At 34.1% G+C, this 14,864-nt stretch carries 17 protein-coding genes, 1 other RNA gene and 1 other annotated feature; all 18 genes read left to right on the plus strand.

Annotation, left to right across the window (positions count from 1 at the left end; translation table 11 throughout):
* The first annotated feature begins 127 nt into the window (after positions 1–127).
* Positions 128–254, plus strand: a sequence feature (ribosomal protein L20 leader region).
* Positions 255–300: 46 nt separating this feature from the next.
* The 18 genes from infC to DWZ63_RS08740 all read left to right on the plus strand — a co-directional run bounded on the left by infC (position 301) and on the right by DWZ63_RS08740 (position 14,805).
* A complete protein-coding gene (gene infC, locus DWZ63_RS08655; protein WP_055944674.1) occupies positions 301–795 on the plus strand; it encodes a translation initiation factor IF-3 in 495 nt (164 codons plus the stop codon).
* 96 nt (positions 796–891) lie between these two features.
* Entirely contained in the window at positions 892–1,092 is a 201-nt protein-coding gene (gene rpmI, locus DWZ63_RS08660; RefSeq protein WP_022014892.1) for a 50S ribosomal protein L35, read from the plus strand.
* Between the two features lie 17 nt (positions 1,093–1,109).
* Positions 1,110–1,466: a 50S ribosomal protein L20 gene (gene rplT, locus DWZ63_RS08665; protein ID WP_022014891.1), complete on the plus strand. Its 357-nt coding sequence runs from the start codon at positions 1,110–1,112 to the stop codon at positions 1,464–1,466.
* Positions 1,467–1,546: 80 nt separating this feature from the next.
* The gene (rfbC, locus tag DWZ63_RS08670) at positions 1,547–2,110 is read left to right on the plus strand and encodes a dTDP-4-dehydrorhamnose 3,5-epimerase (protein WP_055944671.1); all 564 of its coding nucleotides are present in this window, start codon (positions 1,547–1,549) and stop codon (positions 2,108–2,110) included.
* 548 nt (positions 2,111–2,658) lie between these two features.
* On the plus strand, positions 2,659–3,354 hold the full coding sequence (locus DWZ63_RS08675; protein ID WP_055944668.1) for an Ig-like domain-containing protein: 696 nt from the start codon (positions 2,659–2,661) through the stop codon (positions 3,352–3,354).
* A gap of 31 nt (positions 3,355–3,385) precedes the next feature.
* Positions 3,386–4,087 (plus strand): response regulator transcription factor, encoded by a 702-nt coding sequence (locus DWZ63_RS08680; RefSeq protein ID WP_055944666.1) that lies wholly within the window; start codon positions 3,386–3,388, stop codon positions 4,085–4,087.
* Positions 4,071–5,600, plus strand: coding sequence for an ATP-binding protein (locus tag DWZ63_RS08685; protein WP_118499513.1), 1,530 nt, complete (start codon positions 4,071–4,073; stop codon positions 5,598–5,600). The genes DWZ63_RS08680 and DWZ63_RS08685 overlap by 17 nt, the downstream gene beginning before the upstream one ends.
* Before the next feature lie 61 nt (positions 5,601–5,661).
* Positions 5,662–5,843, plus strand: a non-coding RNA gene (ssrS, locus tag DWZ63_RS08690) — 6S RNA.
* 55 nt (positions 5,844–5,898) lie between these two features.
* The gene (locus tag DWZ63_RS08695) at positions 5,899–6,876 is read left to right on the plus strand and encodes an aldolase catalytic domain-containing protein (protein ID WP_022014961.1); all 978 of its coding nucleotides are present in this window, start codon (positions 5,899–5,901) and stop codon (positions 6,874–6,876) included.
* A gap of 354 nt (positions 6,877–7,230) precedes the next feature.
* Positions 7,231–8,019: a glutamate racemase gene (gene murI / locus DWZ63_RS08700; RefSeq protein ID WP_022014962.1), complete on the plus strand. Its 789-nt coding sequence runs from the start codon at positions 7,231–7,233 to the stop codon at positions 8,017–8,019.
* A 69-nt stretch (positions 8,020–8,088) separates the two neighbouring features.
* Positions 8,089–9,741, plus strand: a complete 1,653-nt coding sequence (locus DWZ63_RS08705; RefSeq protein WP_118499515.1) for a HAMP domain-containing sensor histidine kinase — start codon at positions 8,089–8,091, stop codon at positions 9,739–9,741.
* Between the two features lie 31 nt (positions 9,742–9,772).
* Positions 9,773–10,396, plus strand: coding sequence for a bifunctional precorrin-2 dehydrogenase/sirohydrochlorin ferrochelatase (locus tag DWZ63_RS08710; RefSeq protein ID WP_055944657.1), 624 nt, complete (start codon positions 9,773–9,775; stop codon positions 10,394–10,396).
* Between the two features lie 438 nt (positions 10,397–10,834).
* Complete coding sequence (locus tag DWZ63_RS08715) at positions 10,835–11,275, plus strand: hypothetical protein (protein WP_055944654.1); 441 nt, start codon at positions 10,835–10,837, stop codon at positions 11,273–11,275.
* A gap of 86 nt (positions 11,276–11,361) precedes the next feature.
* A complete protein-coding gene (locus DWZ63_RS08720; RefSeq protein WP_055944651.1) occupies positions 11,362–11,853 on the plus strand; it encodes a DUF2712 domain-containing protein in 492 nt (163 codons plus the stop codon).
* 83 nt (positions 11,854–11,936) lie between these two features.
* Positions 11,937–12,530: a hypothetical protein gene (locus DWZ63_RS08725; RefSeq protein WP_022013852.1), complete on the plus strand. Its 594-nt coding sequence runs from the start codon at positions 11,937–11,939 to the stop codon at positions 12,528–12,530.
* Positions 12,531–12,574: 44 nt separating this feature from the next.
* Positions 12,575–13,369, plus strand: a complete 795-nt coding sequence (locus DWZ63_RS08730) for a hypothetical protein (protein WP_055944648.1) — start codon at positions 12,575–12,577, stop codon at positions 13,367–13,369.
* Positions 13,356–14,096, plus strand: a complete 741-nt coding sequence (locus tag DWZ63_RS08735; RefSeq protein WP_118499517.1) for a hypothetical protein — start codon at positions 13,356–13,358, stop codon at positions 14,094–14,096. Before DWZ63_RS08730 ends, DWZ63_RS08735 begins: the two co-directional genes overlap by 14 nt.
* A complete protein-coding gene (locus DWZ63_RS08740; RefSeq protein ID WP_055944642.1) occupies positions 14,083–14,805 on the plus strand; it encodes a hypothetical protein in 723 nt (240 codons plus the stop codon). Before DWZ63_RS08735 ends, DWZ63_RS08740 begins: the two co-directional genes overlap by 14 nt.
* Positions 14,806–14,864 lie beyond the last annotated feature (59 nt).

Consider the following 14,864-nt stretch of genomic DNA (forward strand, 5'->3'; position numbering starts at 1 on the left):
ACGACAAGTCATATAGGGGTGGAAATTAGTTTTGCAAATGAGGAAAAAAGTAAAAACACGCAAAACACGCAAAACACGCTTGACATATAAATGTCGCTGTGCTATTATGTTTTATGTTGCGTGAGCAAATGCGAAGTAGAGTTATCCACTCTCACCTTAGCACCTATGAGTGACTCGGGTTTTGATTAGATATAATTTACGGTTATTATAGATAAAATGTGGATAGACTTTGCTATCCACATTTTTTTTAACATTAAAAAGTATATAATTATTTGGAGGTGCACTACAATTAGCGAATTAATGATTAATGAAAGAATCAGGGACAGAGAAGTCAGATTAGTAAGTGAAAGCGGAGAACAGCTTGGTATCATGTCATCGAGGGAGGCATTAAAACTTGCAAGAGAGGCAGATTTAGATCTTGTAAAGATTGCACCAAATGCTAAGCCACCGGTTTGTAAGATTATTGATTACGGTAAGTACAGATATGAGCTTGCGCGTAAAGAAAAAGAAGCAAAGAAAAAACAGAAGACGATGGAAGTCAAGGAAGTAAGACTTTCTCCGAATATTGATACAAACGACCTGAACACAAAGGCAAATCAGGCAAGAAAGTTTATCACAAAAGGAGATAAAGTCAAAGTTACTCTTCGTTTCCGTGGAAGAGAGATGGCTCATGTAAATTACAGCAAACAGATACTTGACAGTTTTTATGAAAGACTTGAGGATATTGCGGTAGTTGACAAAAATCCTAAGATGGAAGGTCGTTCAATGGTTATGTTCTTATCACAGAAACGTTAGGATTTTAAAGAGTTGGTAAAGCTTGTCTAAAAGACATTCTTTAGATGGAATTAATAAAGTTCCGATAGATAAACATATGTTAAGGAGGAAATTATCATGCCAAAAATGAAAACCAAAAGAGCAGCAGCTAAGCGTTTTAAGACAACAGGAACAGGTAAGCTCATGAAGATGAAGGCTTATAAGAGCCATATCTTAAATAAGAAATCTACAAAGAGAAAGAGAAACCTCAGAAAAGCAACAGAGGTTGATGCTACAAACGCAAAGATGATGAAACGTATTTTACCATATTCAAAATAATTTAGGAGGATAGATCAATGGCACGTATTAAAGGCGGTTTAAATGCAAAGAAGAAACACAATAGAGTATTAAAGCTTGCAAAAGGTTATAGAGGAGCAAGATCTAAGCAGTATAGAGTTGCAAAGCAGTCTGTAATGAGAGCTCTTACATCTTCCTTCGCCGGAAGAAAAGAGAAGAAGAGACAGTTCAGAAGACTTTGGATTGCTCGTATCAATGCAGCAGCAAGAATGAATGGACTTTCATACAGCAAATTTATGTATGGTCTTAAGCTTGCAAATGTAGATCTTAACAGAAAGATGCTTTCAGAGATGGCAATCAGCGACCCTGAAGGTTTCGCAGCACTCGTAGAAGTTGCAAAATCTAAGCTTGCATAATTGATTCATAAAGCAGAAAATATAAGGGAAGCTGTTGCATAGTGAAGTGGCAGCTTCCCTTTTAAGAAATGAGGAGTATTATGGGAAAATTTCAAATTGAAAAATGTGGTGAGATTGATGGTCTGTATCTGATTCAGCCTACAGTATTTGGCGATTCAAGAGGATACTTTATGGAAACTTACAACTATGAGGAGTTCAAAGAGGCAGGACTTGATATGGTATTTGTTCAGGATAACCAGTCAAGCTCTACTAAGGGAGTTCTAAGAGGGCTTCATTACCAGAAAAAACACACACAGGGTAAGCTTGTAAGAGTTTTATCGGGGGAGGTTTTTGATGTTGCTGTTGATATAAGAAAAGGTTCAAAAACTTACGGAAAATGGTTTGGTGTGACATTAAGTGCCGAGAAGAAAAATATGTTCTATATTCCTGAAGGGTTTGCACATGGATTTTATGTATTATCGGATACGGCAGAGTTTGCTTATAAATGTACAGATTTTTATGATCCTTCATCAGAAGCAGGCATTAAATGGGATGACCCCGCAATAGGCGTAGAATGGCCTATACTTGATGGGACAACTCCAAACATATCTGAGAAAGACGGAAAGCATCCTGCATTTACAAATGATATAACACTTGACTATTAATAATAGATTATTAAAAAGTTGTTAAGAAATAAAAGGTAACAGTTCAGTCTTGCATTTCTTACATTCATAAACCTGCCAGCGAGCTGTCAGTCGCTGCTTTGCAGCTTTTGTTTATTTCATTTCAGAAATGAAAGGCTATTCTACCATAAAAAGCTACTTAACAATACAATGAACAAGTTCATTGTATTGCCAATTATCTTTTTATGGCTGAACTGTTACAATAAAAGGCATAATGTAATATGTGAATGTTGCATTATGTCTTTTATTGTTATATTATGATGTCAGGGTCAAGCCATCAGATAGCAATTTGTATGTAAACATATATTGCTATCTGCTTTTGACTCGTGTATCATAATATAAAAATATAAATATTGTTGGTGAATTGACAATAAACTGCCATCAAAGGAGATTATAGTAGGGATAAAGTATGAGAAATAAAATTTCTTATACCATGCACGAAGATAGTGCATGAATGGTGATAAGTATAAAATATTATGATTTTTATACTTATTTGGGTAAAGTGTAATAATGAGAAATGGAGAGTAAATATGTATAAGATGGCAGAAAAAATGAGAAGAGGTATTAGTTTTTTAATGATTGTTCTGGTCTTTCTGGCAATGGGTATGGCAGGGGTCAGGACTTCGGCAGCAGAGAAGAATACTACAAGCATAAATTCAATTAGAAACAGAAATAAAAAAAGTGTTGATGAATATGAGTTGAGCAAACAAAAAGATGAGATAATCGTAAAGGAAAAGAAAAGGTTATCTGTTCTGAATATAAAAAGAGAATGTAATATAGAATTTAGCAGTTCAGACACTAATGTACTTGGTGTAAAAAAATTATCAGATAATACCTGTGAATACCGTGGAAAAAGAGTGGGAAGTGCTGATATAAATGTCAAGATAACAAAGCCGGGATTTTTGTTTATGCCGGATACCACTTATTTGAAATGCAGAGTAGAAGTATCGCCAAAAGCCGTCAGCATACGCTTTACAAAAAAGAAAATTAAAATAAAATCAGGTAATTCAAAAAAGCTTAAACTGACGACCAGACCAAGTATTTCAAAGGAAAAAGCAACATTTGTGTCATCTGATACAGATATTGTGCAAGTTGATTCAAAGGGCAGGATTACGGCAGGATTTATAGGAACTGCTACAATAACTGCGAGAATATCAAATGGAAAAGTTGCAAAGTGCCGTGTTGAAGTAAGAGCACCGGGCAACAATAAAAAACAAAAGAATTAAAATGTTTTAATTTAAGGAGATGAGGTGTACCATGCAGTATATTTTAATAGCTGATGATAATAAGGATATAACTGATATTTTGTCTGTTTATGTAAAGAAAGAGGGGTATGAGCCTATTATAGCTAAAGATGGAGTTATGGCAGAGGATATGTTTTTTAAATACGAGCCAGCGGCGGTTCTTCTTGATGTAATGATGCCTTTTAAGGATGGATATGAAGTATGCAAGAGCATAAGACAAAAGTCGGCAGTGCCTATTATCCTTATAACGGCAAGAGGTGAGGATTACGACAAGATAATGGGACTCGATATAGGTGCAGATGATTATGTAGTAAAACCTTTCAGCCCAAGTGAAGTTATGGCTAGGCTTCGTGCAGTACTGCGCCGTATAAACCGTGATGAAGTATCAGTTGGCTCAGATTCGGTATTAAGAATAAACAATATGGAGGTAAATCTGGACGAGTATTCTTTTATGATAGATGGAAAAAAGATTCCACTTACCAAAAAAGAAGTAGAGACAATGTGGACACTTGCAGGCAATCCAAACAAAGTATTCACGAGAGATAATCTTTTAGACAGTCTTTGGGGATATGATTATTATGGAGACAGCAGAACAGTAGACTCACATATAAAGAGACTCCGTGCAAAGATAGATTCAGTGGAACATCCGGCGTGGAGTATAAAAACAATATGGGGGGTAGGCTACAAATTTGCGATCAATGAAGAAGATATGTAAAAGAATATCCGATAAAATAAAAGGCAATGACATATCTATAAGGATATATGTATCATTTGCCTTTGTTTTGATATTTACGGGGTTGCTGACTGGTGCAATATTTATAAATTTATATCAGAAAAATTATGTTCGTTCCTATACGGAGCTTCTTACAAAACAAGGGAAAATGATTTCAAAGCGTGTTTCTAAATTTGCAAGTAAGAAAAAACAATCACAGTTTCAAAGATATAATGTATATATGGACGAAATAGAACAGGCGGAAAAAACTGACATATGGATAGTTAGCAATGAACAGGCAGAAAATCCCTTAGATGAGGACTATACAAATGCTGAAATTTCAAGAGAAACCATTACAAAACAGATGGGTATTGTAATGGAAAATGCATATAAAGGACAGATTTCCTCAAATGCAGCTTATGACCAGGTATATGGAATGGTAATATTATATGTCGCTGTTCCAATAAAAATCGTTAAGACAAAAGAGGTATGTGGAGCTGTTCTTATGGTGTCGATGGTAGACAAGCAGACGATGGGAATAGATGAGGGAAAATATCTTATAAGCATAAGCCTTTTTATATCGGCTGTCATATCAATAGCTTTAGGGTTTGCATTTTCAAAATACCTTTCAAGACCGCTTGAAAAAATAGGAAAATATATAAATCGGATAGCGGCAGGAGATTATTCAGGGATAAATGTAAAAAAGCCGGGAAGTCAGATAGGTAAGCTTGAAAATAATCTTGATGATCTTTCAAAACGGCTGTATAAAGCAAAAACTGAGCGTGAAAATCAGGAACAGCTTCGTATGGACTTCTTTGCAAATGTTTCACATGAACTAAGAACTCCTATAACTGTTATGCGTGGTTATACTGAAACTTTAAATGACGGAGTCATAACGGATGAAGTTATGGTAAATGAATATTACCGCAAAATGCTCATAGAATGTCGCAGTATGGAAAGGCTGGTAGGGGATCTGTTCATTTTGTCTAAAATGCAAAACCCTGATTTCAAGATAGAAAAAGAACCGGTCAGCATCAGACAGGTATTTGGTGATGTGCTCCGCAGTGCACGCGAGATAGCAAGAAAGAAAAATATAACCATAACTCAGAAATTATCAGTGGATGATGAAGAACCCTGCATGATTCTTGGAGATTATGAAAGACTCAGACAGATGTTTATGATAATAATAGACAATGCCGTCAAATTCTCGTATGAATCAGGGGAGATAATAATCTCCATAGAAAAAAGAATTACACCAAAAAAACAGGTAAAGATATATGTTTCGATACAGGATTTCGGAGTCGGAATATCAAAAGAAGCGTTGCCATATATATTTGAAAAATTTTATAAATCAAAGTTGAAACAAAATCAGAAAGGAACCGGACTTGGTCTTATGATTGCAAAGCAGATAGCGTTAAGACACGGCTGTGATATTATGGTTGAAAGTGAGATAGAGCAAGGAACAAAATTCTCTTTTGAGTTTGAAGAATGTGTTTCGATGGATGAATATGAATAAATATTAAAAATGTGGTTGTATTTTTTTACGAAAGTGTATATACTATTAGTAACAAAAGCATACATGCCTGGGGTGTTCGATACTCCTGATATTTTGAACCTACACTTTTGAATTGGGATTCCTATATCTATATGAGGATGCCAAGCCGCCACCTATAGCAGCGGAAGGCAGAATCATATGTGCGGTTGCCCACCTAGCACTTGCTAGGACTCAAAATTCGGGACACGGCACTTTGGGTATGCTTTTTTTTGAATAAAAATACTTAACGACAGTTAAAAATGAAATGGAGGAAACAAAAGTGGCACAGAAAGGTGATTTATTATCATTCCGTCCGGACATAAAGGTACTGGACGCAACAATTCGTGACGGAGGTCTTGTCAACGATTTTTATTTTACAGACGAGTTTATCAGAAATCTTTATCTTGCAAATGTAAAGGCAGGAGTAGATTATATGGAATTTGGCTATCGTGCCGACAAAGAAATGTTTGATGCAAACAAGTTTGGAAAATGGAAATTTGCTGAAGATGACACTATCAGAGAAATTGTTGGTGATAATAACACAGACCTTAAGATTTCCATTATGGCAGATGTAGGAAGATGTAACTATAAGCAGGATATACATGACAGGGCAGACAGTCCTGTAGACCTTGTAAGAGTAGCAACATATGTGAACACTATGCCGGCAGCACTCGATATGATAGAGGATGCTCATAAAAAGGGATATGAGACTACTTGTAATATTATGGCTATCTCAAATGCAAAAGAGTCAGATATAAACACTGCACTTGAGATGCTCGGAAACAGTCCTGTTGATGGAATTTACATAGTTGACAGCTTTGGTTCTCTTTTCCCTGAGCAGATAAGAAAAATATCAGAGCAGTATATGGAAATCGCTGATAAGTACGGCAAATATATCGGTATGCACGCACACAACAATCAGCAGCTCGCTTTTGCAAATACTATAGAGTCATGTGCACAGGGTGTATCTTACCTTGATGCAACAATGGGAGGAATGGGCAGAGGAGCAGGAAACTGTCAGATGGAGCTTTTACTTGGTTTCCTTAAAAATCCACAGTACAATCTTTTCCCTATAATCAAATTTATTGAAGAAAATATTGAGCCGCTCAAGGCAGCAGGAGTTGAATGGGGATTTGCTATTCCATATCTTCTCACAGGTCATTTAAACCAGCATCCGCGTACAGCTATCGCAGCTATGAAAGCCGGAAGAAAAGACTATACGGAGTTTTATCGTGAGATTATCGACAGAGATGATTGATAAAGTTTCGATGTTCACATGAAAGTGTGGGTAAAACAGTTTTTTAAAATTGTTAAGAACATAACCGCGGATATGTTGTGAGTGAGCAGAAGACATAAAAATTTGGTAGAGGAAGTGTCATAAGTTTTCTATTACAGCTAACAGAAATGTAAAGCCTGACTGTTATTGTAGTGAAAACGGGCACTTCCTTTTTAATATTATCTTTTTATGGCTGAACTGTTACTGGGATTATAATAATTGTGATTATAAGAAAAGTGTACTATAATAAAAGCGAGTTGTTATTAACACCTGCGGTGCGGACGACAACCAAAATGCCGCAAGGCAAAATATAGAAAATATTAAGGGAGAATAAAAGTGAGTATAGATAAAAAGAACGAAAAGCCCATAGGAGTATTTGATTCAGGGGTAGGGGGGATAAGTGTACTTAGAGAACTGGTAAAGATAATGCCAAACGAAAATTATCTGTATTTTGGGGATTCAATAAATGCTCCCTACGGAACAAAAGAAGTCAGTGTGATAAGAGAGCTTACTATAAAAAATATTGAGAAACTGTTGGATATGGGTGCAAAATCGATAGTAGTAGCTTGCAATACTGCGACAAGTGCCGCAGTAAGAGTGCTCAGGCAGATGTATCCTGAGATACCGCTTGTAGGTATAGAACCGGCAATAAAACCCGCCGTTGAATATAAGGAAAAATCGAGAGTGGTAGTGATGGCTACACCGATGACTTTGAAACAGGAAAAATTTCAGAACCTTATGAAAAAATATGAAAATCAGGCAGAAATAGTGCCGCTCCCATGTCCGGGACTTATGGAATTTGTAGAGAGAGGCGATTTAGAAGGGGAGGATCTTTACAACTATCTGTCGATTTTATTTGGTTCGGTAAACAGTAAAAAAATTGACTCAGTTGTACTTGGATGCACACATTATCCATTTGCAAAAAAAGCCATAGAAGCTGTAGTTGGTAAAGATGTGCAGATATTTGACGGTGGTGAGGGAACAGCGAGAGAAATGCGAAGAAGGATGCAATGTGCATCACTTATAAATCCTTCTAAAGAGAAAGGAACGGTGAAATTTATAAATAGTAAAGACACTGAAGAGGAAAGAGAATTATGTGAATTTTTATTAAATTTGAAAATGTGATGATATAAGGGTGAAAAATAGGCGGTAATGAATTATATAAGTTTAAGAGAGGAAATGGGTTAGGGTAAAATGGTAAATAACAGGGAAGATATTGAGGAGTGTTTTCTAAAATGTCCAACAGAGACAAGGCAGTCTTTTATGGCAGCTTTACAGATGGTGTATGATGAGGTTTTTGAAATAAATCCATATGATGACTGTGTATATATTTTAAATAGCAGATATGATACAGCTATGTGCGGCATGACGGTATGTTATTCAGATTTTTTTGGGGAATATGTAGATGCTATGGTTTACTTATATGATTGTGAGGAATTCATATCAGATTTTGAGCCGGAGGCATTAAGGAAATTTGCAGAGTCAGAGGATATGAAACAGGAGAAGAAATTTGTAAGACTTAGAACAGATACAAATAAAAAAGAATGGTATATAGCTACATTAATAAAAAATCCGGCTGACAAAAGAAGAATCATACTTCTGATGAAAAACGAAAATGAAGTATGTATAAATGAGATGCAAAAAAAGGCAATCATGGAGGACTATGATTATGTAATAGGTATAAATATACAGAATGAAAAGATAAGCATATACAGCAACAATGAAGCAAAATATGGACATTCAACATTATATAATGTCTTTTATGAAAAATTTTTAAACCAGCGAATAAAAAAATATGTATTAAGTGAGTATGCCGAAAAAATATCAGAAAAAATGCAGCTTGAAAATATAAAAAGACAGTTAGAAAAAAATGAAGTTTACATATGTTACGCAACTATGCAATATCGTGGAGAAATATTTCATAAAAAATTCAGGTTTGTTTATCTTGATGACAAGAAAGAAACAATACTTCTTTCACAGATGGATGTGACTGAACAGATAGAAAGGGAAGAAAAGAAAAATGATGCGGTAAAGATTGCCGTTCAGGAAGCAAGAAAGGCAAATGAGTCAAAGAGTTATTTTCTTTCAAGGATGAGTCATGATATGCGTACACCGTTAAATGCCATAATAGGCATGGACATGATAGCGGCATCACATATAAATGAAACGGATAAGGTTATGGAAAGCTTAAACAGTATACTTTATTCAAGCAAAAATCTTCTGGAGCTTGTCAACGAAGTGCTTGATGTAAGTAATTTTGAGCGTGGAAAGTTTTCGCTTAATGATGCGGTATTTTCATGGACAAAAGAGATAGAAAATATTATGCAGCTTATAAGACCTCTTGCAGATAAAAAACATCTTGAATTTGATACAGACTATAAGAAGCTTCGGTTTGAAAATGTGGTTGGTGATGCAAAGCGTATAAGACAGTTATGTATAAATCTTTTGAGTAATGCAGTCAAGTACACTGAAGATGGAGGAAAGATTTATTTTTCAATATCAGAGAGAGGTGTAGTAAAAGAAGAGACAGATAATATTTATATGGAATATGAGATAATAGTGAAAGACAATGGGATAGGTATTTCCGAAGAATTTATGCCATATCTGTTTGATATGTTTGAAAGAGAGAAAAAGGTTCTTGGAGAAAACATATCAGGCACGGGGCTGGGTATGACGATAGCGAGAAATCTTGCAAGGCTTATGGACGGCGATATATATGTCGAGAGTAAAGAAAACGAGGGTACGAAATTCAGTGTTACCTTAAGACTTAGATTACCTGCACCCGATGAATCAGTGACAACAGATGATATAAATATGGGAATATCAGGTGGAGTTATACGGTTTTAGGTTAAATTTTAAAATGCAAAGGAGAAAAAAGATGAGTTATTTTCCGTTTTTTGTTGATATATCGGATAGGGAGTGCCTTATTGTCGGAGGTGGAAAGATAGCATACAGAAAGGCGTGTGCCGTACTTAAGTATGGTGCAAAGGTCTTAGTCGTTGCACCAGAGATATGTGAGGAATTTGAACTATTAAAAAAAGAATATACGGGAGCAGTAAAGACTTGGCAGAGGGAATTTACTGACTCAGATACTGACAACAGATTTTTTGTGATAGCGGCAACTGACGATGAAAAGATAAATAAAAAGGTATCAGAAATCTGTTTTAAGAAAAACATACTTGTAAATACCGTTGACAGAAAAGAATATTGTAACTTTTATTTTCCGTCGATAGTAAAGAAAGGGGACATAGTTGTCGGTGTAAGCAGTGGAGGAAAAAGTCCAGTACTTGCAAGAGAGCTTAGAAAAAAAATAGAAAATGCGATACCTGAAAACCTTGAAAAGGTAAATGTATGGCTCGGAGACTTAAGACCATATATCAAAGAACAGATACAGGAAGAAGAAAAAAGAAAAGAAGCATTTGAAAATATATACAGGATGTGTGAAAAAAAAGGAGATATACTGACGGAGGAGGAACTAGACAAGGCATTAGAAGAGTTATAGAGCACATAAATGTGCAAAGCAGCAACATTATAAGAAACAATTAATAGTAAGCAGAAGTTACAAAAGACATAAAATGTAACTAACAGCAAAAGGCATTTATTCGGATGAAACCGGTAAATGCCTTCTTTGTGTTGAAAAATAAGGTCAAGTCATAAATTTTTATTAAAAAAATCTTAAAGGTTTACCTGCTTTTTTCTTAAAAAAATAAAGCATAGTATATTAGGTATGAAAAAAATTAAAAAAAATTTTGAAAAGTTGCAAGATTTTGGGTTTTTATTTTGTTTAGTATAGTGAAGGGTATAAAATTAGTTATGTGAACATAGGTTGACAGTTGGTATAAAGTGCATGGGCGGGAGGAATCAAAAAGTATTCCTGCTACTAATTGACTATTGGACTTAACAGATATTATGTCAAATATGGAGAAAGGAGGAAGAAAATTTGAAAAATCATTGGTGCAAAACAATACTGTTAGGAATTTTGGCAGTTACTATGATATTAGGAAACTCAGAAAAAACATTAGCTTGTGACAATCTTGAATGTGAACAAAGTTCAGAAATTGCTACATTAGCTTCAGTCATGGAAAAGGCTAGCAGTCATTTAAGCATATCAAAAGGAAAGGCTGAGATGAAATTGAATTATATAGCTGAGACTAAAATGGATTCAATAGTGGTTTCGGTCAGACTGCAAAAGTATAGTTCCGGAACATGGAAGAGATTAAAAATCTGGGATGATGTTAAGTTTTCGGGAAGAATAATTACAGTAACAAAGAACTATAAAGTGACATCCGGTGGTAAGTATAGAGCTAAGTTTGTAGTTACTACAAAAAATGGTAATAGCCAGAAGACAGAAACATTCTTTTCTAATGTAGTTAATTATTAGATGAGAAACTATGTTTAAGGGAAAATTATTAAAAGTGATGAGGATTATATGTACAATTTAAAGAAAAAGAAAGAGAGGAAGAAACTATGAGAAAAGAGATAAAAAAACTTATAGCAGCAACGATGAGTATGGCATTAGTGCTTGGAGTGGGAAATATGGTAAATAGTAGTGCTGCTGAGAAAAAAATAGCTTATAGAGCGTTTTCTTTTAAAGTTGAATCAGGTTATGCAGCAACTAAAAATAAGGGAGATACGGTAAAAAGGACAACGAATGATGTTTCTAATGCATGGGGAGTTAATTTTAAGACATCGGATGAACCGACTAAAGATAATAAAAAAACATATACAATCTTTTATATTGCAGAAGTAGTAAAAAATGAAACTAATAAATATGGTTCTGCATTACACAAGATACAAGAAGGTTCAGGGCTTAAGACTTATTCTGCATATAGAAATGTAAGTCCGGGACCAACTGCATTATATGCAAAGGATAATAAAGATGGTTCAAGAGAAGCATATACGATTACAGGAACATGGTCGCCTCAGATTGGTGATACTCCTGAGAATGATGGTGAATAAATGATTTAGTTATAAATATTCTAAACAGACGCCCTGTGCTATATATTTATATGTATGGCATGGGGAGGAATGGAGTTGTATCTATGAATAAATTTGTCAAAATATTATTGGGAACTTTAGCAGGTGTTATCATCGTGGGAACAATCTTAAAACAGTCAGGTGTTATCTCAAAAATTCACGATGATAACGAAATTGATAAGATGGCAGAAGAAAAAAGAAGCTGGGAAAGCAAAGCGGTGGGGAATGCAAAATTTTATCTGGAGATATATGATTATACAGGAAATAAGGAACTTGGAGATGATTTTATAGGATTTAGAGTAAAATCCAAAAAGGACAGTTCTTTTTCTGATGATGGAGATGTATATGTTTCAGTCAAAGATATGGAAAAGAAATCATATAGAAATCTTAGGCTTGCATCTGCATTTCAAGTTGGTGAGAATGGTGATATTTCTAAAAAGAATTATTATTATTTTGTTTTACCAATGAGTTGCGAATATTTAAAATTCGGAAATAAAAAATTTAAAACAGATATTGGGGAAATAAACACGAAAGCAAGAGGAAAAGTGAAATTTAATATTTGTTTGTTTCATGACGGAGACAATGCTGATGTTTATAAAGATGGAGCTATAGTGTTTCACGATAAAAACGGGAAAGATTATGAATATGTGATGGAGTAGAATAAATATCTGTTTAGAGATTAGAGCATAGAAAAGGGGAAAATATGATAAGAAGTGAATTATATAAATTTTTTAAATCATGGAAGTCGAAAATAGTAATATTTATAGCTTTAGTATTAGGAGTATTACATTCGATTGATTCAATATTTTTTACGGGAACAAGTGATGTGAAGTTAAATCCGTATCATCCTGCATTTGCTTCATTTATGAGTGGAATATCGGCAAAGGGGTATTATAGAACATATTTTCTGTGGACAATGCCTGTGCTTTTTATGATTGCATATTGTGGAAAGTATGTTGTGGAACATAAACATAATGTTGCCATGGTCAGTTATATGAAAAAGAATAAAAAAACTTACTTTTTTTCTAAAATAATAACTTCAGCAATCGTTGCAGTAATAATAAACATTGTGCCAAACATTGTAAGTATTGTTATGACGGTTACTTTTCTTCATGGAAAAAAGGGATTTATGGATTCTGAGCAGTTCTCTGTGGCAGAGCTGGGAAAGTTTTCGTATTGGTGCGTTCATAATCCGGATTTAACATATATAATATTTCTTTTAACAAATTTGCTTGTGGCAGCTTTGTTAGGCATTATGTGTCAAAGTATTATATTTTTGCTTATGGATACAAAACTTTCAATGCTCATTGTGAGTGCAATATGGATTGGAATTTATTTTGGGAATGGATATTTCTTTATAGGGAATGTTATGCAGCCGTTCGTTGATGAAAATACCTTACAGACATTTTTAATGTGTTTTGTTACATATATTCCGATGGTTTTAATCTGGAGTGTTGCAGCATATTTTAAGGTGGTGGGAAAAAATGATGAAATTTAGTGTCAGAAATAGAGAAGTGATAAAAGTATTTGCCTGTGTGCTGTTTATGTTTGTAATATTGTGGTGCAGTATAAATATGCGTATAATCTTTGGAAGTGTAAAAGTGAGCCCTGACAATATTACTTCGATAATGAGGGACAAGTACCAGAACTGCATACAGATACTTGGAATTATAGTACCTATTGTATATTCATTGGCATTTTATAAAATTTTTGCTCTTGGCGAAAAACACATTATAATAAGATATGGAAAAAGAAGATATGAAAAAATAGAATCAAAAAATATATTTATTTTTTCATTTATATTTGCTGTTGAATATATATTGACGGATTTTATATTTATGAATCTGTTTTCAGATATTTCCGTGCTGTTAAAGAGTGCATATTATCTATTTGTACTTTTAAAGTTTATAATGCTTATCTTATATTTGAATTTAATTGGAGCAACTTTATATATTTTAAGAAACATATTGGGATTTTCAAATTTATATATTATTGTCGGTTCATTGATATATGTTTTATGGACGTCACTTTATTATATTTTATTAAGTGATACCTGTCCCTCATTTTATATGAATTTTGCAACAGAATGGTTTGACTATCATACATTTGACTCTTTTTCCTACATAATAAATCTGGCAAAATTATTCTTTGCATCGCTTATACTAAAATATTTGGGAGAGATTGTCTTTTTAAGAAGGGATATTTTGGAAAATGAAGAAAACTAAAATAACATATATCTGTGCAATGATAGTCATATTTATTTCAGGAATATGTCTGTCAGGGTATGGGGAAGAGATGATGTATGGTGGTGTGGGATTTGAGAGCATAATAGGACCTTATCTGTTTTCGGCACTAAGTTTTATCTGTTTTACGATTGTTGAGAAAAATAATCCGCTTTCAATGTTTGCGGATGGAAATCTTGCAAGAATGATGCACATACATTCCAGGAGAAAGGCAGTTACATTCGATATTGTCCGTATATTTATAACGGTATTTGTATTGCAGGTATGTGAGGTTGTTGCAATTTTAACAGGTTCACTGTTATGGCAGAAGAGTTTGTCGGTGAGTGTATTGATTCAATATTTTCTGATGAATTATATTATAAGACTGCTGCTTATTTATGTGCAGTATTTTTTAGAACTTAATATTGCATATAATTTTGCATTTATTGCAATATTTCTTGTTTATGTAGCAGGTTTGTTTGCCGGAATGCATTTATATGAGAAGATTATGGAAGAATCAGATATACACAAACAAAATCTGTATAAATTCATAAATAAGTGTGATTTTTTAAATTATACGAGTGTACCACGCACGAGAGAACTTGTCGGTAATTGTATTACCCCGGTGGGTATCATAATTTTATTGATAATTCTTGTATTGGTTATAATAAAAATTTATGTAAAACATATTGATTTGCTTAAAAAAGATTAGGTGGTTGTGAAACCGATTATATGTTGTGTTAATTGTTATATCCTTACAATTTAATTACA

Source organism: Clostridium sp. AF34-13, assembly GCF_003477845.1.
In the GTDB taxonomy this organism is placed as follows: Bacteria; Bacillota; Clostridia; order Lachnospirales; family Lachnospiraceae; genus Butyribacter; species Butyribacter intestini.

What these genes read in the sequence shown, in the direction of transcription:
- infC (WP_055944674.1), top strand. Translation starts at nt 301, where the DNA reads ATGATTAATGAAAGAATCAGGGACAGAGAAGTCAGATTAGTAAGTGAA.
- rpmI (WP_022014892.1), top strand. Translation starts at nt 892, where the DNA reads ATGCCAAAAATGAAAACCAAAAGAGCAGCAGCTAAGCGTTTTAAGACA.
- rplT (WP_022014891.1), top strand. Translation starts at nt 1,110, where the DNA reads ATGGCACGTATTAAAGGCGGTTTAAATGCAAAGAAGAAACACAATAGA.
- rfbC (WP_055944671.1), top strand. Translation starts at nt 1,547, where the DNA reads ATGGGAAAATTTCAAATTGAAAAATGTGGTGAGATTGATGGTCTGTAT.
- DWZ63_RS08675 (WP_055944668.1), top strand. Translation starts at nt 2,659, where the DNA reads ATGTATAAGATGGCAGAAAAAATGAGAAGAGGTATTAGTTTTTTAATG.
- DWZ63_RS08680 (WP_055944666.1), top strand. Translation starts at nt 3,386, where the DNA reads ATGCAGTATATTTTAATAGCTGATGATAATAAGGATATAACTGATATT.
- DWZ63_RS08685 (WP_118499513.1), top strand. Translation starts at nt 4,071, where the DNA reads ATGAAGAAGATATGTAAAAGAATATCCGATAAAATAAAAGGCAATGAC.
- DWZ63_RS08705 (WP_118499515.1), top strand. Translation starts at nt 8,089, where the DNA reads ATGGTAAATAACAGGGAAGATATTGAGGAGTGTTTTCTAAAATGTCCA.
- DWZ63_RS08710 (WP_055944657.1), top strand. Translation starts at nt 9,773, where the DNA reads ATGAGTTATTTTCCGTTTTTTGTTGATATATCGGATAGGGAGTGCCTT.
- DWZ63_RS08720 (WP_055944651.1), top strand. Translation starts at nt 11,362, where the DNA reads ATGAGAAAAGAGATAAAAAAACTTATAGCAGCAACGATGAGTATGGCA.
- DWZ63_RS08725 (WP_022013852.1), top strand. Translation starts at nt 11,937, where the DNA reads ATGAATAAATTTGTCAAAATATTATTGGGAACTTTAGCAGGTGTTATC.
- DWZ63_RS08730 (WP_055944648.1), top strand. Translation starts at nt 12,575, where the DNA reads ATGATAAGAAGTGAATTATATAAATTTTTTAAATCATGGAAGTCGAAA.
- DWZ63_RS08735 (WP_118499517.1), top strand. Translation starts at nt 13,356, where the DNA reads ATGATGAAATTTAGTGTCAGAAATAGAGAAGTGATAAAAGTATTTGCC.
- DWZ63_RS08740 (WP_055944642.1), top strand. Translation starts at nt 14,083, where the DNA reads ATGAAGAAAACTAAAATAACATATATCTGTGCAATGATAGTCATATTT.